This is a genomic window from Enterobacter cloacae complex sp. Mu1197 (assembly GCF_040059225.1).
Classification (GTDB): domain Bacteria; phylum Pseudomonadota; class Gammaproteobacteria; order Enterobacterales; family Enterobacteriaceae; genus Enterobacter; species Enterobacter quasiroggenkampii.
Genome location: NZ_CP157375.1, coordinates 906,608 through 924,964, shown reverse-complemented (window position 1 = coordinate 924,964; position 18,357 = coordinate 906,608). Strand labels below are relative to the sequence as shown.

At 57.4% G+C, this 18,357-nt stretch carries 17 protein-coding genes and 1 tRNA gene; 6 read left to right on the top strand and 12 right to left on the bottom strand.

Going from position 1 to position 18,357, the window contains the following annotated elements; genetic code table 11:
- The first annotated feature begins 50 nt into the window (after positions 1-50).
- A complete protein-coding gene (dpaA, locus tag ABFV38_RS04300) occupies positions 51-791 on the top strand; it encodes a peptidoglycan meso-diaminopimelic acid protein amidase (RefSeq protein WP_167214374.1) in 741 nt (246 codons plus the stop codon).
- On the opposite strand, the gene ABFV38_RS04295 is transcribed toward dpaA, so the two are convergent.
- The gene (locus ABFV38_RS04295; protein ID WP_008500262.1) at positions 762-1,529 is read right to left on the bottom strand and encodes a class II glutamine amidotransferase; all 768 of its coding nucleotides are present in this window, start codon (positions 1,527-1,529) and stop codon (positions 762-764) included. The genes dpaA and ABFV38_RS04295 overlap by 30 nt on opposite strands.
- Positions 1,530-1,575: 46 nt before the next feature.
- Positions 1,576-2,154, bottom strand: a complete 579-nt coding sequence (gene lpcA, locus ABFV38_RS04290; RefSeq protein ID WP_010427884.1) for a D-sedoheptulose 7-phosphate isomerase — start codon at positions 2,152-2,154, stop codon at positions 1,576-1,578.
- A gap of 239 nt (positions 2,155-2,393) precedes the next feature.
- On the opposite strand from lpcA, the gene fadE reads away from it, so the two are divergent.
- Positions 2,394-4,838 carry an acyl-CoA dehydrogenase FadE gene (fadE, locus tag ABFV38_RS04285; RefSeq protein ID WP_348958584.1) on the top strand — a complete coding sequence of 815 codons (2,445 nt, stop codon included), beginning with the start codon at positions 2,394-2,396 and terminating at the stop codon, positions 4,836-4,838.
- A 108-nt stretch (positions 4,839-4,946) separates the two neighbouring features.
- Positions 4,947-5,717, top strand: a complete 771-nt coding sequence (locus ABFV38_RS04280) for an amidohydrolase (protein ID WP_045909852.1) — start codon at positions 4,947-4,949, stop codon at positions 5,715-5,717.
- 56 nt (positions 5,718-5,773) lie between these two features.
- Here the strand turns inward: ABFV38_RS04280 and ABFV38_RS04275 are convergent, their stop codons facing one another.
- From ABFV38_RS04275 to dnaQ, 9 genes are all read right to left on the bottom strand, one after another.
- Positions 5,774-7,375, bottom strand: coding sequence for a gamma-glutamyltransferase family protein (locus tag ABFV38_RS04275; RefSeq protein ID WP_248221634.1), 1,602 nt, complete (start codon positions 7,373-7,375; stop codon positions 5,774-5,776).
- 9 nt (positions 7,376-7,384) lie between these two features.
- The gene (locus ABFV38_RS04270; RefSeq protein ID WP_048225758.1) at positions 7,385-8,260 is read right to left on the bottom strand and encodes an ABC transporter permease; all 876 of its coding nucleotides are present in this window, start codon (positions 8,258-8,260) and stop codon (positions 7,385-7,387) included.
- Between the two features lie 2 nt (positions 8,261-8,262).
- Positions 8,263-9,204 (bottom strand): ABC transporter permease, encoded by a 942-nt coding sequence (locus ABFV38_RS04265; protein ID WP_008500268.1) that lies wholly within the window; start codon positions 9,202-9,204, stop codon positions 8,263-8,265.
- Between the two features lie 18 nt (positions 9,205-9,222).
- Entirely contained in the window at positions 9,223-10,737 is a 1,515-nt protein-coding gene (locus tag ABFV38_RS04260; protein ID WP_176252847.1) for an ABC transporter substrate-binding protein, read from the bottom strand.
- Between the two features lie 2 nt (positions 10,738-10,739).
- Positions 10,740-11,822 (bottom strand): oligopeptide/dipeptide ABC transporter ATP-binding protein, encoded by a 1,083-nt coding sequence (locus ABFV38_RS04255; RefSeq protein ID WP_047746241.1) that lies wholly within the window; start codon positions 11,820-11,822, stop codon positions 10,740-10,742.
- Complete coding sequence (locus tag ABFV38_RS04250) at positions 11,819-12,832, bottom strand: ABC transporter ATP-binding protein (RefSeq protein ID WP_262823420.1); 1,014 nt, start codon at positions 12,830-12,832, stop codon at positions 11,819-11,821. The genes ABFV38_RS04255 and ABFV38_RS04250 overlap by 4 nt, the downstream gene beginning before the upstream one ends.
- Positions 12,829-13,548 (bottom strand): FCD domain-containing protein, encoded by a 720-nt coding sequence (locus ABFV38_RS04245; protein ID WP_045909857.1) that lies wholly within the window; start codon positions 13,546-13,548, stop codon positions 12,829-12,831. The genes ABFV38_RS04250 and ABFV38_RS04245 overlap by 4 nt, the downstream gene beginning before the upstream one ends.
- A gap of 379 nt (positions 13,549-13,927) precedes the next feature.
- Positions 13,928-14,004, bottom strand: a tRNA-Asp gene (locus ABFV38_RS04240).
- Positions 14,005-14,136: 132 nt separating this feature from the next.
- Complete coding sequence (gene dnaQ / locus ABFV38_RS04235; RefSeq protein ID WP_048029949.1) at positions 14,137-14,868, bottom strand: DNA polymerase III subunit epsilon; 732 nt, start codon at positions 14,866-14,868, stop codon at positions 14,137-14,139.
- 31 nt (positions 14,869-14,899) lie between these two features.
- Here dnaQ and rnhA point away from each other — a divergent pair, with 31 nt between their 5' ends.
- The gene (gene rnhA / locus ABFV38_RS04230) at positions 14,900-15,400 is read left to right on the top strand and encodes a ribonuclease HI (protein WP_223540539.1); all 501 of its coding nucleotides are present in this window, start codon (positions 14,900-14,902) and stop codon (positions 15,398-15,400) included.
- On the opposite strand, the gene ABFV38_RS04225 is transcribed toward rnhA, so the two are convergent.
- Positions 15,401-16,117, bottom strand: a complete 717-nt coding sequence (locus tag ABFV38_RS04225) for a class I SAM-dependent methyltransferase (RefSeq protein WP_348958580.1) — start codon at positions 16,115-16,117, stop codon at positions 15,401-15,403. It lies immediately after the preceding gene.
- Between the two features lie 32 nt (positions 16,118-16,149).
- Here ABFV38_RS04225 and gloB point away from each other — a divergent pair, with 32 nt between their 5' ends.
- Both gloB and mltD read left to right on the top strand, forming a co-directional pair.
- Positions 16,150-16,908 carry a hydroxyacylglutathione hydrolase gene (gloB, locus tag ABFV38_RS04220; protein WP_126534498.1) on the top strand — a complete coding sequence of 253 codons (759 nt, stop codon included), beginning with the start codon at positions 16,150-16,152 and terminating at the stop codon, positions 16,906-16,908.
- A 68-nt stretch (positions 16,909-16,976) separates the two neighbouring features.
- Positions 16,977-18,341, top strand: coding sequence for a murein transglycosylase D (gene mltD / locus ABFV38_RS04215; RefSeq protein WP_045909861.1), 1,365 nt, complete (start codon positions 16,977-16,979; stop codon positions 18,339-18,341).
- The last annotated feature ends 16 nt before the right edge of the window (positions 18,342-18,357 follow it).

Genomic DNA, 18,357 nt, shown 5'->3' with positions numbered 1-18,357 from the left:
CTTTTGCCGTCCTGGCAAGTTGGTCATGGTTTTATCAAGGAACTAGTAGTATGCGTAAAATCGCATTGTTCATTGCGATGCTTCTGATTCCGTGCATGTCGTTTGCCGGACTGCTCAGCAGTAATAGCTCAACGACGCCGGTCAGCAAGGAATATAAACAGCAGTTAATGGGATCGCCGGTTTATATTCAAATCTTCAAGGAAGAACGCACTCTCGATCTGTTTGTGAAGATGGGCGAGACATACCAGCTGCTTGATAGTTACAAAATTTGTAACTACTCCGGCGGACTGGGGCCAAAACAACGTCAGGGCGACTTCAAAAGTCCGGAAGGGTTCTACAACGTTCAGCGCAGCCAGCTCAAGCCTGACAGCCGCTTCTATAAAGCCATTAACATCGGCTTCCCGAATGCCTATGACCGTGCGCACGGTTATGAAGGTAAATACCTGATGATCCACGGTGCCTGCGTGTCTATCGGCTGTTATGCGATGACCGATTCCGGCATTGATGAGATCTTCCAGTTCGTGACCGGCGCGCTGGTCTTTGGGCAGCCTAGCGTACAGGTCAGCATCTATCCGTTCCGCATGACGGACGCCAACATGGCACGTCACAAGTACTCATACTACGCGGATTTCTGGCAACAGCTGAAGCCGGGTTATGACTACTTTGAGCAGACCCACAAGCCACCGGTGGTCTCTATCGTAGATGGCCGTTACGTGGTCAGCAAACCGCTGAGCCACGAAGTCGTCCATCCACAGCTGGCGTCAAATTACACGGTCCCCGAGACAAAATAGCACCCACTCGCCTGGCATAATCTTTTGCCAGGTTTCGTTGCCCGTCAGCGGCTGCGTTGCAATAACAGTGACCACATCGTTCGGTGTGGTCTCCTTCTGAAAGTCTATCTCCACATCCTGATCCAGCAGCGTCGCCACGCCAAACGGCGCACGGCGGGTGATCCAGAACAGATTCGTCGAGCAGAACGCCATCACATAGCGGCCGTCAGAGAGCAGCATGTTGAACACGCCTTTTTCACGTAGCTCGGTCGCCAGCGTCGCGATGTATTTAAACACGGCAGCCATGTTGCCTGGCGTACGGGGATAGCGCTCCGTCAGCTTGTGCAGCAGCCAGCAGAAGGCTTTTTCGCTGTCGGTTTCGCCAACCGGGCGGAAATTGCCCGTTTCCAGCGACTTATAGCCCGTGAGTTGCCCATTGTGCGCGTAGGTCCAGTTACGGCCCCACAGCTCGCGGGTAAACGGATGGGTATTTTCCAGCGCGACTTCGCCGCGGTTAGCCTGGCGAATGTGGGCGATCACCGAGCGGGACTTGATGGGATAGTCCTGCACCAGTTTGGCAATCGGTGAGTTAAAGCTGGGCTGTGGATCTTTGAACGTGCGACACCCTTTGCCTTCGTAGAAGGTGATGCCCCAGCCGTCTTTATGCGGCCCGGTTCCTCCACCGCGCTGCACCAGCCCGGTGAAACTAAAGCAGATATCGGTTGGCACATTCGCGCTCATCCCGAGCAGTTCGCACATACGTCACCTCCACAACAGCGGGGGCAAGAGTGCCCCCAGCGAAGTCTTACTTAACCATCTCTTTTTCGATCAGCTGGATCAGGATGTGGATCACTTTGATGTGAATTTCCTGAATACGGTCAGCATAACCGAAGTGCGGAACGCGAATTTCAACATCCGCAGTACCGTCCATCTTACCGCCATCTTTACCCGTCAGGGTGATGACTTTCATCCCTTTTTCACGCGCGGCGGCGATCGCTTTGATCACGTTGCCGGAGTTGCCGGAGGTAGAAATCCCCAGCAGCACGTCGCCTTCACGGCCTACCGCTTCAACGTAGCGGGAGAAGATGTGGTCGTAACCGAAGTCGTTGCCTACGCAGGAGATGTGGCTCACGTCTGAAATCGCAATCGCCGGGTAGCCCGGGCGGTTTTCGCGATAGCGTCCGGTCAGCTCTTCTGCAAAGTGCATCGCGTCGCAGTGGGAACCGCCGTTACCGCAGGAGAGCACTTTGCCACCGGCTTTGAAGCTGTCGGCCAGCAGGACCGCTGCGCGCTGAATAGCGTGAATATTGGCATCATCTTTCAGAAAGTTCGCCAGCGTTTCCGCCGCTTCGTTCAGTTCGTTACGAATAAGATCCTGGTACATGAGGATAATCCTTCAGTATTGATGAAATAACACAGTGGAGTGTACCGGATAGCGCGAAAAGCGAGAAGCTAAAGCCATGCGAATCGTCCGGCGTTTTGATTTTTTGTGCCGGCTAAAACACGAACAATGTGAACCAGGTTGTAATTATTTTGTAAACACATTGCTAAAGGAATTTACATCAACTACAACCATATCATCACAAGTGGTCAGACCTCCTACAAGCAAGGGAGCTTTTCTTTATGATGATTTTGAGCATTCTCGCAACCGTTGTTCTGCTCGGTGTGTTGTTCTATCACCGCGTAAGTTTATTCCTGAGCAGCCTGATTCTTCTGGCTTGGACGGCTGCGCTTGGCGTCGCAGGTCTCTGGAATATCTGGCTTTTAGTCCCTCTTGCCATCATTCTTCTGCCGTTTAACCTGGCGCCGATGCGTAAATCCATGATCTCTGCGCCGGTGTTCAAAGGCTTCCGCAAAGTGATGCCGCCAATGTCGCGTACCGAGAAAGAAGCGATTGATGCGGGCACTACCTGGTGGGAAGGCGACCTGTTCCAGGGCAATCCGGACTGGAAAAAGCTGCATAACTACCCGCAGCCGCGCCTGACCGCGGAAGAACAGGCGTTTATTGACGGCCCGGTAGAAGAAGCCTGCCGTATGGCGAACGACTTTGCTATCACCCATGAAATGGCCGATCTGCCGCCAGAACTGTGGGCGTACCTGAAAGAGCATCGCTTCTTCGCGATGATCATTAAGAAAGAGTACGGCGGTCTGGAGTTCTCCGCTTACGCTCAGGCTCGCGTGCTGCAAAAGCTGGCAGGCGTTTCCGGGATCCTGGCGATTACCGTTGGCGTGCCTAACTCCTTAGGCCCGGGCGAACTGCTGCAGCATTACGGTACGGAAGAGCAAAAAGATCACTACCTGCCGCGTCTGGCACGCGGTCAGGAAATCCCTTGCTTCGCGCTGACCAGCCCGGAAGCAGGCTCCGATGCGGGCGCGATTCCGGATACCGGCGTGGTCTGCATGGGCGAGTGGCAGGGCGAGCAGGTGCTGGGCATGCGCCTGACCTGGAACAAGCGTTATATCACGCTGGCCCCTATCGCCACCGTGCTGGGTCTGGCCTTTAAGCTCTCTGATCCGGAAAGACTGCTGGGCGGCGAAGAAGAGCTGGGCATTACCTGTGCACTGATCCCAACCTCTACCCCAGGCGTCGAAATTGGTCGTCGTCACTTCCCGCTGAACGTGCCGTTCCAGAACGGTCCGACCCGCGGCCAGGATATCTTTGTGCCGATTGACTACATCATCGGTGGTCCGAAAATGGCCGGTCAGGGCTGGCGTATGCTGGTGGAATGTCTGTCGGTGGGCCGCGGCATTACCCTGCCGTCGAACTCAACCGGCGGTCTGAAGTCAGTGGCGATGGGGATTGGTGCCTACGCGCACATCCGCCGTCAGTTCAAAATCTCCATCGGCAAGATGGAAGGTATCGAAGAGCCGCTGGCGCGTATCGCGGGCAACGCCTACGTGATGGACGCCGCCGCCACGCTGATTACCTACGGTATTATGCTGGGCGAAAAACCGGCCGTACTGTCCGCCATTGTGAAGTACCACTGTACCCACCGCGCGCAGCAGTCAATCATTGACGCGATGGATATCGCCGGCGGTAAAGGCATTATGCTCGGCGAAGGCAACTTCCTGGCGCGCGGCTATCAGGGCGCACCGATTGCCATCACCGTGGAAGGGGCAAACATCCTGACCCGCAGCATGATGATCTTCGGTCAGGGCGCAATTCGCTGCCATCCTTACGTGCTGGAAGAGATGGCCGCTGCGCAGAACAACGACGTGGATGCCTTCGATAAGCTGCTGTTCAAACATATCGGTCACGTGGGCAGCAACAAGGTGCGCAGCTTCTGGCTGGGCCTGACGCGCGGCCTTACCAGCGCCACGCCGACCGGCGATGCAACTAAACGTTATTATCAGCATCTGAACCGTCTGAGCGCCAACCTGGCCCTGCTGTCTGACGTTTCCATGGCGGTGCTGGGCGGCAGCCTGAAGCGTCGCGAACGTATCTCTGCCCGTCTGGGCGATGTGCTGAGCCAGATCTTCCTGGCCTCTGCGGTCCTGAAACGTTACGACGATGAAGGCCGTCAGGAAGCGGATCTGCCGCTGGTGCACTGGGGCGTGCAGGATGCGTTGTATCAGGCTGAACAGGCGATTGACGATCTGCTGGCGAACTTCCCGAACCGCTTCGTGGCAGGCGCCCTGCGCGCGGTGATCTTCCCGACCGGTCGTCACCATCTGGCGCCGTCCGACAAGCTGGACCACAAAGTGGCGAAGATCCTGCAGGTTCCGAGCGCAACCCGCTCCCGCATCGGTCGCGGTCAGTATCTGGCGCCGACGCCGCATAACCCGGTGGGTCTGCTGGAAGAGGCGCTGCTTGACGTGATGGCCGCCGATCCGATTCACCAGAAGATCTGTAAACAGCTGGGCAAAAACCTGCCGTTTACCCGTCTGGACGAACTGGCAAAACAGGCGCTGGCCGGTGGCATTATCAGTAAAGATGAGGCCGCTCTGCTGGTGAAAGCCGAAGAGAGCCGTCTGCGCAGCATTAACGTGGATGATTTCGAACCGGATGAGCTGGCGACGCAGCCGGTAAAGCTGCCGGAGAAGCACCGCAAACCTGAAGCGGCATAACGCGTTTCGCTTATACAAACCCCGCCTCGCGCGGGGTTTTTTATTGCCACATTTTCTCGTTATGTCGTGCTACAGTGTCAAAAAGTGGTCGTTTGAGGAGTCTGAATTGTGCCTGGTCTGAAGATTTCTATTTTGCAGCAACCTTTAGTGTGGATGGATGGCCCCGCCAACCTGCGCCACTTTGATCGCCAACTGGAAGACATTACCGGGCGTGATGTGATTGTCCTGCCGGAAATGTTCACCACCGGCTTCGCCATGGAAGCGGCAAAACAGTCAATGCCTCAGGATGAGGTGGTCGCCTGGATGCACGCCAAAGCGCAGCAGACTAATGCGCTGATCGCCGGCAGCGCCGCCCTGCAGACCGAACGCGGGCCGGTGAACCGCTTCCTGCTGGTGGAGCCGGAAGGGAACGTGCATTTTTACGATAAACGCCACCTGTTCCGCATGGCGGATGAGCATCATCACTATGAGGCCGGTAACGAGCGCGTGGTGTTCGAATGGCGCGGCTGGCGTATTCTGCCGCTGGTCTGCTACGATCTGCGTTTCCCGGTGTGGTCGCGTAACCGCAACGATTACGACCTGGCGCTGTATGTTGCCAACTGGCCTGCACCGCGCTCCCTGCACTGGCAATCGCTGCTGGTGGCGCGCGCGATTGAGAACCAGGCGTACGTGGTGGGCTGCAACCGCGTGGGGACGGACGGCAACGGGCATCACTATCGCGGCGACAGCCGGGTGGTGAATCCGCAGGGCGAGATCATCGCCACCGCCGAGCCGCATCAGGCGACGCGTATTGATGCCGAATTATCGTTAACGGCGCTGAAGGAGTACCGGGAGAAGTTTCCGGCGTGGCAGGATGCGGATCCTTTTAGCATTGAGTGAAAAAAAGCCGGGTGGCGGCTACGCCTTACCCGGCCCACCAACGTTGCTCGCTTCTTTTAACTCACCAGCGCCTGCCCGTCCTTGCGGCTTTCCGTCGCGGCCACGTAGTGTCCTTCCGGCAGGCGGTAAATCACCTGCGCACCACCGAAGTTGTAATCCTGAAGCGGATCTTCCACCACGATCTGATGCCCGCGCTCGCGCAGAGCGGCAATCGTGTTGCGATCGAACGTCGATTCAACGATTACCTCCCTGCCCTGCACCACGCGCCAGCGCGGGGCGTCGATTGCCGCCTGCGGGTTTTGCCCGTGCAGCATGATGCGCAGCGCCATCTGCATGTGCCCCTGCGCCTGCATCGGGCCGCCCATCACGCCAAAGGACATCAGCGGCTGGCCGTTGCCGTCCATCGCAAAGCCCGGAATGATGGTATGGAACGGGCGCTTGCTGCCCGCCAGCGCGTTCGGGTGCTTTGGATCCAGCACAAATCCGCAGCCCCGGTTTTGCAGGCTGATCCCCGTATCCGGCACCACAATGCCTGAACCGAAGCCCATATAGTTGGACTGAATAAACGAGACCATCATCCCGCTGGCGTCCGCGGTGCTGATATAGACCGTGCCGCTCTGCGTCGGGGAACCGTAGACAAAATCAGACGCGCTGTCGTGGTTGATCAGCGCCGCACGTGACTTCAGATAATGGTCGCTCAGCAGCTCTTTTGCCGCGAACGCCATGTGTTCTTCGTCCGCCACGTAGCGGTCGAGATCCGCCAGCGCCAGCTTCATCGCCTCAATGGAGAGATGCAGAGACTGCACGGAATCCGGATGATGCTTCTCAATGCCGCACTGCTCAAGAATGCCGAGCGCAATCAGCGTGGCGATCCCCTGACCGTTAGGCGGGAGCTCCTGCACCGAACCGCCCGCGAAGTCGCGCGACAGCAGCTCTACCCAGTCCACGCGATGGTTGGCCAGATCCTCAGCCGTCAGGTGCGCGCCATGTTCTTTGGCGAAGGCGGCAATTTTCTGCGCCAGCTCGCCGCGGTAAAAGGCGTCGCCGTTAGTTTTCGCAATCAGCTCCAGCGAGTTTGCCTGCGCCGGGTTACGGAAGATCTCCCCCACGCGCGGGGCGCGGCCTTCCGGCGCGAAGCAGGCGCTGAAGCCCGGCTGATCTTTCAGCTTGTGATAGCCGCGCTGCCAGAGATGCCCAATCAGCGGGGAGACCGGGAAACCGTTGCGCGCGTAGTCAATGGCGGGCTGCGCCAGCGTGGTCAGCGGCAGCGTGCCGAAGCGTTCCGCCAGGGCGACCCAGCCGGATACCGCGCCCGGCACGGTCACCGCGTCCCAGCCGATTTCCGGCACTGCGGTTTTTCCGGCAAACAGATCCGCATGCCAGCTCGCCGGAGAACGACCGGAGGCGTTCAGGCCGTGCAGCTTTTCACCGTCCCAGACGATGGCAAAGGCATCGCTGCCGATCCCGTTGCCGGTCGGCTCGACCACCGTCAGCGCCATCGCGGTGGCAATGGCCGCATCCACGGCATTCCCGCCCAGCTGCAGCATCTTCATTCCCGCCTGCGCCGCCAGCGGCTGAGACGTTGCAACGGCGTTATGGCCCAGCATCGGCGGGCGTCGTGAATCGTAACCGGACGTAAAATCAAGCGCTTTGGTCATCATGACTCCTTAGTCATGGCGCGGATCGAGCGCATCGCGCAGCCCGTCGCCGAGTAAATTAAAGCCCTGCACGGCAAGGAAAATCGCCACACCGGGGAAAATGGACATCCACGGGGCCTGCTCAAGAAAACCTTTGGCGGTGTTGAGCATAGATCCCCAGGACGGATTGGGCGGCTGCTGTCCCAGCCCCAAAAACGACAGGCTGGCTTCAGCGATAATCGCCGAGGCAATAGCCAGCGTGGCCTGCACCAGGATCGGCGACATCACGTTGGGCAGGACATACTTGATGATGATCCAGCGATCCGGCAGGCCAATCGCCCGCGCGCCGTCGATATACTCTTCGTTGCGAATGGCGATCACCTGCCCGCGCGTCAGGCGGGCGAAGATCGGCATCGCCGAAAGACCGATGGCGATCATCGCGTTGGTCAGGCTCGGGCCCAAAAATGCCCCCAGCGCGATCGCCATGATCAGGAACGGGCAGGCCAGCAGCGCCTCGATCACGCGCGAGATGACGCCGTCCCACATCTTCTGGAAGTAGCCCGCCACCAGCCCCAGCGGTACGCCGATAACCACGGCAATCACCACAGACATACAGCCCGCCATCAGCGAGGTGCGCGCCCCCCAGATAATGCGGGACAGGATATCGCGCCCCAGCTCGTCGGTGCCGAACCAGTACATCGCCGACGGCGCTTTGCGCACCGCCAGGAAGTTGGCCTTGACCGGATCGAACGGGGCGATCCACGGCGCCAGCAGCGCCACCAGTACAAAGAAGCCCACCACCGCCGCGCCAATGACCGCACTTTTATTGCCGAGGAATTTTTTCAGTACCCGGTTTTGCGCCCGCGGCAGCGCAGGCACAACGGTTTGCGTCGTCAGTTCTGCCATGGTTAACCTCGCATTTTCGGGTTGATGAGGACGTAAAGCACGTCGGCCAGCAGGTTGAGCATCAGGAAACCGATCGCCACGATCAGCACCACGCCCTGCACCACCGCGTAGTCACGGTTGAAAACCGAGTCGACGATCATCTTGCCAAAGCCCGGAATGGTGAAAACCTGCTCGGTCAGCACCGCACCGCCCAGCAGCTCGCCAAACAGCAGCGTGGTGAGGGTGATTACCGGCACCAGCGCGTTGCGAAACGCATGCTTCAGGATCACCGCTTTCGGCAGTAGCCCTTTCGCCCGCGCGGTGCGGATGTAATCCGCTTTCAGCACGGCAATCATCGAGGCGCGGGTATGGCGCATCAGCGTTGCCGCGAGGCCCGTTCCGAGCACGGACGCGGGCAGCAGCAGCGTGCGCAGGTTCTGAAGCGGATCTTCGCTGAACGGCACATAGCCGGACGCGGGGAGCCATTGCAGGTTCACCGAGAAGACCAGAATCAGCAGGATCCCCAGCCAGAAGTGCGGGATCGAGATCCCCGAGATCGCCACGAAATTCGCCCCGTGATCGACCCAGCTGTTTTTGTTCACCGCCGCGAGGATCCCCATGCTGATGCCAAACACCAGCGCGATAATCATCGCCAGCAGCGACAGCTCGAGCGTCACCGGCAGCTTGCTGGCAATCAGCTGCGTCACCGGCTCGTGCGTGCGTAAGGAGACGCCCAGATCGCCCTGTAGCGCCCGCGTCAGCCAGTGGAAATACTGCACGGGGATCGGCGCATCGAGGTTCAGCTCCGCGCGCAGCTGAGCGATAACTGCCGGGTCGCGCTCCTCGCCGGCCATGGCGATCAGCGGGTCGCCGGGCAGCAGCTTTTGCAGCCCAAACACCATCATGCTCACCAGCAGTAGCGTCGGGACGGCCAGCAGCAGACGTTTGCAAATCAGTTCCAGCATGGGCTCTCCTCAGGACGGTTATTTCGCCAGCGTTAAGCCAGCAAGACGTACGATGCCGTCCGGGTAAGGCTTAAAGCCCTGCACGCTTTTGTTCAGGCCAAAAATACGCGGCTCGAAGTAGAGGTAGGCAATCGGCATATCCGTTTGCAGCTGCTTTACCACCTTGTCGTACAGCGGCTGGCGCGCGGCCTGATCGGTGCTCTGGCGCGCCTGGGTCAGCCACTCATCGACCTGCGCATTGCTGTAGCGGCCGTCGTTCAGGGTGCCTTTGCTGTTGATAAAGCCGTAGATACTGCCGTCCGGATCCGGGCGCCCCGACCAGCCTGAGAAGCTCAGCTGATAGTCCCCGCTCTGCTGGCGATCCAGCAGCGTGGCGAATTCGGTCATCTGCAGGTTCAGGTTAAAGCCCGCCTCGGCGACCATCGCCTGCAGCACCTGCCCCACCTGCTGTGAGGTGGGGTTGTTCGGCACCAGCAGGTTGACGGTCAGCGGCGCGCTGACACCAGCCGCTTTGAGCAGCGCTTTGGCCTTGTCGACGTCACGCGGCGGGACCGGCAGGTTGACGTGATACGGGCTGACCGTCGAAAACGCCTGGTTGGCTGGCGTATACAGTCCTTCAAAGACCACCTGGTTTAGCGCATCGCGGTCGATAGCCTGCGAGAAAGCCTCGCGCACACGGGCATCTTTGAACGGGTCGTTGGCCGGCACCTTGCCGTTGTTGATGTTGAAGGTGATGCCCTGATAGCCCAGGCCCGTTACCTTCGCCAGCGCCAGCTTACTGTCGGCCTCGACGGTTTTCACGTCGCTGGCAGCGATGCCTTCGGTCAGATCGAGATCGCCCGCGCGCAGGTTCGCCAGACGCACGGAGGCATCCGGGATCGGCAGGTAGATAATTTTGTCGAAGTGGTAGGCGTCTTTGTTCCAGTAGTTGTCGAAGCGGGTCAGAACAATGCGGTCCTGGGACACGCGGCTGTCGAATTTATACGGGCCGGAACAGACGGGATGGGCGGCAAAGTCAGGCTTTTTCGCCGCCTCGGGAGCCATCATCGCGCCCGCGCGGTCGGTGAGCTGCATCAGCAGCGCGGCATCGGGGGTCTTCAGGTGCAGCGCTATCTGCATCGGGCCGGTGACCTCGACCGATTCAACGGAGGAGATCTCGCTCTTACGCAGGGAGCCTTTGAGGGTCAGGGCGCGGTCGAGGTTGTATTTTGCCGCAGCGGCATCGAATTTCTCACCGTCGTGGAAGGTGACGCCTTCGCGCAGATTGAGCGTCAGGGTTTTACCGTCCTCACTCCACGCCCAGTCTTTAGCCAGACCGGGTACGACCTTCAGATTTTCATCCACGTCCACCAGCCTGTCGCACAGGGATGCGAAGACGAAGCGGCCATAGTAGGTGCGCGCCAGGTGCGGGTCGAGCATGTCCGGATCTGCCCCCAGGCCAATACGCAGCACGCTTTCAGAATGGGCGGGCAGCGCCGCGCCAAGTAACATAACACTTCCCAGTACGGTCAAAAGAGAATTACGCATTGTCATTATCATGAGTTCCTTGAAGGAAGGGATGAGTGGGTGGCCGCGTGTTCAAACAGCGCGCGGCGGCGCAGAAAAGCGGCGGATGGCGGTGCGATCTGGATAACGCTGCGATCGCGGTTGATCTCCTGCCAGCGGTGGCAGGCAACCTGACGCCCGCCATCGAGCACCTGATTAATCGGCTCGACCTGGCGGCATTCGTCGGTGACGTACGGGCAACGGGTGTGGAAACGACAGCCGGACGGCGGGCTGGCAGGGTTCGGTAAGTCCCCCTGCAGCAGCGGCGCGGCGCGTTCAGCGCCCGGCTGCATCTGCGGCGCCGAGGCGATCAGCGCCTGCGTATAAGGATGCAGCGGCGCGTCAAAGATCTCATCCACGGTGGCGAGCTCGACGATTTGCCCAAGGTACATGACCGCCACGCGGTCGCTCATGTGGCGGATCACCGCCAGACCATGGGCGACAATCACCATTGTCAGCCCCAGCTGGTGCTTCAGGCTTTCCAGCAAATTGACCACCTGCGCCTGAACGGAGACGTCCAGCGCGGATACCGGCTCATCGCCCAGCAGCAGCTTCGGTCCCGAGGCCAGCGCGCGCGCAATGCCAATACGCTGGCGCTGCCCGCCGGAAAACTCGTGCGGGTAGCGCCCGGCCCAGGCGGCGGGCAGGCCTACGGTTTTAAGTAACTCGGCAACGCGGTACTGGCGGTCCGCTTTCTTCATGTTCTGGTGCAGCCACAGCGGCTCGCCGACGATCTGCTCCACCGTCATGCGCGGGTTCAGGGAGGCGAAGGGATCCTGGAAGATGATCTGCAGCTCGCGGCGGAGCTGATTGAGGCGCGCGCCCGAGGCGTGGGTGATCTCTTCCCCCTGATAAAACACGCGCCCTTCGCTGGCGGCCAGCAGGCGCAGCAGCAGGCGGCCAAGCGTGGATTTTCCGGAACCGGACTCGCCGACAATCGCCAGCGTTTCACCTGGCATCACGGCAAGCGACACGCGATCGACCGCCGTGACGAACCGGGCCGGGGTAAAGAGTTTTTTCGGACCAGGGAACAGCTTGCTGAGGTCCCGTGCTTCAAGAATGGGCGTGGTCATGCGGTCTCTCCCAGGGCGATGTGGTGTTCGAGCGGCACGCGGAAGCAGGCAACCTGATGGCCCGCGCCGAGCGTGGCGAGCTGCGGTTTTTCATCATGGCAGCGCGCCTGCGCAAACGGACAGCGGGTGGCAAAACGACAGCCCTTCGGCATGGATTCCGGCAGAGGTACCGAACCGGGAATGGTGGAAAGCGGGCCTTTACGTGCGCCAAGGGAGGGAATCGACCCCATCAGGCCGATGGTGTACGGGTGCTGCGGATCGGCAAATATCGCCTCAACGCTGCCCTGCTCTACCACCTGTCCGGCATACATCACCGCCACCTGCTGCGCCACTTCGGCCACCACGCCTAAATCGTGGGTGATCATCAGCACCGCCGTGCCGGTTTCCTCTTTCAAGGTATTGAGCAAGGCGAGGATTTGCGCCTGGATGGTGACGTCAAGCGCGGTGGTCGGTTCGTCGGCAATCAGCAATTTGGGATGGTTAATCAGCGCCATGGCAATCATCACGCGCTGGCGCATGCCGCCGGAAAGCTGGTGAGGATAAGCCTTGAGACGCATCTCTGCCGCCGGGATCTGCACTTTCTCGAGGATCTGCAGCGCGACCTTCATCGCCTCTGCGCGCGAGACGTCCTGGTGTCGCATGACAGCTTCACTCAGCTGATCGCCCAGCGTAAACGCCGGATTGAGCGAGGTCATCGGCTCCTGGAAAATCATCGCCAGCTCGCTGCCGCGCAGATCGGCATACTCCCGCGGCGAGAGCTTGCGCAGATCGTGGCGGCGAAACTGCATCTCCCCGCTGACGATCCGTGCGCTGGCGGGCAGTAGCCCCATCAGCGCCAGTGAGGTGATACTTTTCCCGCAGCCGGACTCTCCCACCAGCGCCAGCGTTTCACCCGCCCTGACGGTCAATGAGATACCGTCAAGCACGCTAACCGGCGAGCCCGCGAACGTAACGTTGAGGTTTTGTACTTGCAGTACGGGCGTGGCGTCCTTAAAGGGGATTGTCGTCATGGCGTGAAGTCGTCCTCAAGGTGGATAGCCTGAATCAGGGCGGTTTGCAGGCTGAGCAGGTGTTCGCGCATGGCGGCCGCAGCTTCATTAGGCTGGCGATGGATAATCGCCGCCATGATCTTGTGGTGGTGGTCGTTATAGCTATCGACACGTTCGGGCGTGCGGGCTAATTCGCGCAGATGCTGCCAGCCCGGTTCACGTCTGACGGCATCAATGGCATCAAACAGGCCGAGCATCAGACGGTTGCCCGCCGCCTCGGCAATCGCCCGGTGAAAGGCGCTATCCCAGAGTTCGTTGAGATCGCGGTCATCCGGGCTGACCTTATCGATGCGTTCCAGCATGCGCTGCATAAGCGCGAGGTTTTCCCTGGTGGCACGCAGTGCCGCAAGCCGGGCCAGGCCGGGTTCAAGCTGAAGACGAGCTTCCATCACTTCCAGAAGGTTGGTTTGCTGCACCAGTCCCTGAAGGGCCAGCGGTTCAACAGGTGCTGACGGGCCGATAAAGGTCCCTTTGCCCTGCTTACGCCAGATACGCCCCTCCTCTTCCAGCACGTCCAGCGCACGACGGACTTCACGTCGTCCTACGCCGAGAGTGTCCGACAGCTCACGTTCCGTGGGCAGCGGAATGCCTGGTGTTGACTCATGCTGGTTGATTAGCCCGCGCAACTGCTCAAGCGCGGTGCTGGAATTGGCCAGAAACCGTGACGGTTTTTCCATATTGGTTCGCTCGCTTTCATCATTGCTTTATTTTTATTAACGATAAGTTATTGATATGGAATGAAGATTATCGTGCTAATGATTAAGCAATAACCAAACCAATACGTAATTGGTTCGGTATTTTTTTGGCAAGCGGGAGATAACCAAATGATTCTGCGTGAATTATTTTTACAGAAAGACACATTCTGAATGAGGTCTGAAGAGAGTCATGGTGGCAAAATGCACAACAATAGTGCAAATAACGCACTGCAACCGTGCAATTGTTAATTAATTGCACCATTGATATTAACTTTTTGTTAACGATAAGTGAAAGTATGGGATTACAGAACGCTGAAACGACGAAGGCCTGAATCATTTCTGATTCAGGCCTTCTGAATAGTGGCGGAACGGACGGGACTCGAACCCGCGACCCCCTGCGTGACAGGCAGGTATTCTAACCGACTGAACTACCGCTCCACTGTTCCCGTTTGGGGAACGAGGCGCATATTACGGTGCGCCTCCGATCTCGTCAACGCTTTTTCTCGCGTTTTGAATCGTTTGCTGCAAAAATCGCCCAAACGATGATTTTACAGGCATTCCGGCGTTTTTTCAGGCACGCCAGAGACAGCTGCCGCCCTTCTTCTGCACCAGATCAAGACGGGATTCGTGGTTAAGCAGCTCTTCATCACTGGCTAAAACAACCCGTAGCCGGCTTGCCTGACGGACAACACGCTGAATACCCGCTTCGCCCTGCGTCTGCTGAGACTCATTTTCCATACTGAACTTCATTGACGTCTGCCCGCCGGTCATCGTCAGATAGACATCGGCGAGGATCTGGGCATCGAGCAACGCCCCGTGGAGCGTTCGTTTGGTATTGTCTATCTCGTAGCGCGAACAAAGTGCATCCAGGCTGTTACGCTTGCCGGGGAACATCTTCCTCGCCAGCGCCAGACTGTCTGTTACCTTACAGAAGGTGTTCGTCTTCGGGATATCACGATTAAGCTTGCTGAATTCATAGTCCATAAAGCCGATATCGAACGAGGCGTTATGGATGACAAGCTCGGCACCCTTGATGTATTCCAGGAACTCGTCAGCCACATCCGCAAACGTCGGCTTATCCAGCAAGAACTCATCGGCAATACCGTGAACGCCGAACGCTTCGGGGTCCACCAGCCGATCGGGCTTGAGGTAGACGTGGAAGTTGTTCCCCGTAAGACGACGGTTCACCACTTCAACGGCGCCGATCTCGATGATCTTATGCCCTTCGTAGTGCGCGCCGATCTGGTTCATACCGGTGGTTTCGGTATCGAGGACGATCTGGCGAGTAATTGCAGTGCTCATAGCGGTCATTTATGTCAGACTTATCGTTTAACTGAACGTTTCAAATACAGGAAGTCTACCAGAGATGCGTAAACAGGTAGAAATTTTCACCGATGGATCTTGTCTCGGCAACCCAGGTCCCGGCGGCTACGGCGCGATTATGCGTTATCGCCAGCACGAAAAAACTTTTAGCGAAGGCTATTTTCTGACCACCAACAACCGGATGGAGCTCATGGCGGCCATTGTGGCGCTGGAGGCGTTAAAAGAACATTGTGACGTGGTGTTAAGTACCGACAGTCAGTACGTCCGCCAGGGAATTACTCAGTGGATCCATAACTGGAAAAAACGCGGCTGGAAGACTGCCGATAAGAAACCGGTCAAGAACGTCGATCTCTGGAAACGTCTTGATGCTGCGCTGGGCCAGCACCAGATTAAGTGGGAATGGGTTAAAGGGCACGCCGGCCATCCGGAAAACGAACGCTGTGACGAGCTGGCGCGTGCGGCGGCCGCTAACCCTGCGCATGAGGACGCGGGCTATCAGCCTGAATCCTGATCAGGGCTTTTTGTATTGCCGCGTGGCGCCAACGGTCTGATGGATTGGCGTTTTCGATTTGCTCTGCTTCATGGGATTAAGCGTAAGGGGAATGGTTCGCTTACGCGCGACGATAAACTGCATGCAGCCTAAGGCAGGCAAATGCGTGCTCAACAAGACGCCCCCCTGCCGCGCCCAGGGCAGCACCTGAAAACCGCCGTAGCAGAGCACTTCGAAGTTCAGCAGTGACAGCCAGTCGAGCTGGCGCATCATGGTGAACATCCGGCTGTTGTAAGGCGGCGTCCGACGCAGCACCGGTACCAGCTTACGCAGGCCCATCAGGCTCAGCGGATTGAATCCGCTCAGTACCAGCCAGCCGTCATCAATCAGCACGCGATCGGCTTCGCGAAGCAGACGGTGCGGATCGCTGCACCAGGGTAACGTATGTGCGAGCAAACACGCATCAACGGATTTTTCCGCAAACGGCAGATGTAACGGGTCTGCTTTCACCTGAACCGGCGATCCGCCGAGAGAGACGTTGACCTGATGCGAGATAGCGCAGCTTTCGGTATTGATTTCCGCGCTGAGATTGCCAATCTTAAGCAGGTGAAAGCCATACATTTTCGCCAGCCAGGGCTTCAGCTGTTGCTCTAACGCTTCGCGATAGTATTCACCCCAGGGCAATTCCGCCCAACGTTCCGGTGCTGCGACAGTCTGAGGTATCCTTGCCGGTTTCATCAACACACCCGCCACGCTATTAGAGGTAATGTATGAATCTTATCAGTATTTCCGCTTTTGAGGACAATTACATCTGGGTTTTGGTGGACGATGAACGTCGATGCGTCATTGTCGATCCCGGAGAATCCGCCCCCGTACTGCGCGCAATAAAAGAGAACGGCTGGCAGCCGGAAGCCATTCTGTTAACGCATCATCATCACGATCATACGGGCGGCGTGCCTGAACTGCGCGCCCACTTTCCGCATATTGTGGTTTACGGACCGGCAGAGGCACAAGATAAGGGACTCACGCAAGTAGTCGAAGAAGGCGAAAAAATCCTCATACGTGAGTGGGAGTTTTCCGTATTTGCTACACCGGGTCACACTTTGGGACATCTGTGTTTCTACAGTAAGCCTTATCTTTTTTGCGGCGACACGCTGTTCTCCGGAGGCTGCGGAAGACTGTTTGAAGGCACACCAGCACAAATGTATCAGTCTTTACAGAAGATTAACGCATTACCCGATGATACCGTTATTTGTTGCGCGCATGAGTATACATTAGGAAATATGAAGTTTGCCGTCAGCCTGTTGCCTGAGGATCGGGCGATTCAGGATTATTATCACAAAGTGAAGGAGTTACGTGCAAAAAACCAAAAAACACTCCCCGTAATTCTGAAAAACGAGCGCCAAATTAATTTATTTTTACGAACAGATGATATTGATTTAATTAATAAAATTAACCAAGAAACAAATTTGCAACAACCAGAACAGCGATTTGCATGGTTAAGGTCAAAGAAAGATAACTTCAGATAATTGCGGGTTGCCTTTTCAAAATTTCGCCGTTATCATCGCTCGTCTTTTAAGCAACTATTGACACACACATGAAGGCAAAAGCGATATTACTCGCCTCTGTCCTGCTTGTAGGTTGCCAGTCGCAGAACGGCAGCAACGTACAACAGCACGCACAGAGCCTTTCTGCAGCTGGTCAAGGGGAAGCAGGGAAGTTTACAAGTTCGGCGCGCTGGATGGACGATGGAACATCTTTCGCGCAGGATCAAGACTTGTGGACCTCTATTGGCGACGAGCTAAAGATGGGAATTCCGGAAAATACCCGGATTCGCGAACAGAAACAGAAGTATTTAAGTAATAAGAGCTATCTCCACGATGTAACGTTACGGGCAGAGCCGTATATGTACTGGATAGCCGGGCAAGTTAAGAAACGTAACATGCCTATGGAGCTGGTACTCCTACCCATAGTGGAGAGCGCTTTTGACCCACACGCGACGTCTGGCGCCAATGCCGCAGGCATTTGGCAGATCATTCCGAGCACCGGGCGAAACTATGGTCTGAAACAGACCCGCAACTATGATGCGCGTCGCGATGTTGTCGCTTCAACGACAGCCGCTCTCGACATGATGCAACGTCTGAACAAGATGTTTGACGGCGACTGGCTGTTAACGGTCGCAGCGTACAATAGCGGCGAAGGTCGTGTACTGAAGGCAATGAAAGCGAATAAAGCACGGGGTAAATCCACCGATTTTTGGTCGCTCTCACTGCCACAGGAAACAAAGATTTACGTACCGAAAATGCTGGCACTGAGCGATATTCTCAAGAACAGCAAGCGTTACGGTGTGCAACTGCCAACACCAGACGAAAGTCGTGCACTGGCGCGTGTTCGCCTCAGCAATCCGGTTGATATTCAACAGGTTGCTGATATGACGGGTATGTCGGTAAGTAAACTGAAAACCTTTAATGCTGGCGTTAAAGGCTCAACCCTGGGGGCGAGTGGTCCGCAGTATGTAATGGTTCCGCAGAAACATGCTGAGCAGTTACGTGAGTCTTTAGCTTCGGGTGAAATCGCTGCCGTTCAGTCAACGCTGATCGCGGATGCCTCACCCGTCAACAGCCGCAGTTATAAGGTTCGTTCAGGTGATACGCTTTCAGGCATTGCATCACGTCTTGGCGTGAGCGCAAAAGATCTCCAGCAGTGGAACAATCTGCGCGGATCGGGCTTGAAAGTGGGTCAGAATCTGACGGTTGGCGCAGGTAGCAGTGCGCAGCGTCTTGCCAACAACAGCGATAGCATTACCTATCGCGTGCGTAAGGGTGACTCGCTGTCCAGTATCGCAAAACGTCACGGCGTGAACATCAAAGATGTGATGCGCTGGAACAATGATACTGACAATCTGAAACCAGGCGACCAGCTGACGCTGTTTGTGAAGAACAGCGCGACGCCAGACTCCTGATAACACGACCGAAAGA

What these genes read in the sequence shown, in the direction of transcription:
- ABFV38_RS04275 (WP_248221634.1), bottom strand. Translation starts at nt 7,375, where the DNA reads ATGACCAAAGCGCTTGATTTTACGTCCGGTTACGATTCACGACGCCCG.
- ABFV38_RS04250 (WP_262823420.1), bottom strand. Translation starts at nt 12,832, where the DNA reads ATGACGACAATCCCCTTTAAGGACGCCACGCCCGTACTGCAAGTACAA.
- ABFV38_RS04265 (WP_008500268.1), bottom strand. Translation starts at nt 9,204, where the DNA reads ATGCTGGAACTGATTTGCAAACGTCTGCTGCTGGCCGTCCCGACGCTA.
- dnaQ (WP_048029949.1), bottom strand. Translation starts at nt 14,868, where the DNA reads ATGAGCACTGCAATTACTCGCCAGATCGTCCTCGATACCGAAACCACC.
- ABFV38_RS04255 (WP_047746241.1), bottom strand. Translation starts at nt 11,822, where the DNA reads ATGACCACGCCCATTCTTGAAGCACGGGACCTCAGCAAGCTGTTCCCT.
- mltD (WP_045909861.1), top strand. Translation starts at nt 16,977, where the DNA reads ATGAAGGCAAAAGCGATATTACTCGCCTCTGTCCTGCTTGTAGGTTGC.
- gloB (WP_126534498.1), top strand. Translation starts at nt 16,150, where the DNA reads ATGAATCTTATCAGTATTTCCGCTTTTGAGGACAATTACATCTGGGTT.
- ABFV38_RS04295 (WP_008500262.1), bottom strand. Translation starts at nt 1,529, where the DNA reads ATGTGCGAACTGCTCGGGATGAGCGCGAATGTGCCAACCGATATCTGC.
- fadE (WP_348958584.1), top strand. Translation starts at nt 2,394, where the DNA reads ATGATGATTTTGAGCATTCTCGCAACCGTTGTTCTGCTCGGTGTGTTG.
- ABFV38_RS04270 (WP_048225758.1), bottom strand. Translation starts at nt 8,260, where the DNA reads ATGGCAGAACTGACGACGCAAACCGTTGTGCCTGCGCTGCCGCGGGCG.
- ABFV38_RS04260 (WP_176252847.1), bottom strand. Translation starts at nt 10,737, where the DNA reads ATGACAATGCGTAATTCTCTTTTGACCGTACTGGGAAGTGTTATGTTA.
- lpcA (WP_010427884.1), bottom strand. Translation starts at nt 2,154, where the DNA reads ATGTACCAGGATCTTATTCGTAACGAACTGAACGAAGCGGCGGAAACG.
- ABFV38_RS04225 (WP_348958580.1), bottom strand. Translation starts at nt 16,117, where the DNA reads ATGAAACCGGCAAGGATACCTCAGACTGTCGCAGCACCGGAACGTTGG.
- dpaA (WP_167214374.1), top strand. Translation starts at nt 51, where the DNA reads ATGCGTAAAATCGCATTGTTCATTGCGATGCTTCTGATTCCGTGCATG.
- ABFV38_RS04245 (WP_045909857.1), bottom strand. Translation starts at nt 13,548, where the DNA reads ATGGAAAAACCGTCACGGTTTCTGGCCAATTCCAGCACCGCGCTTGAG.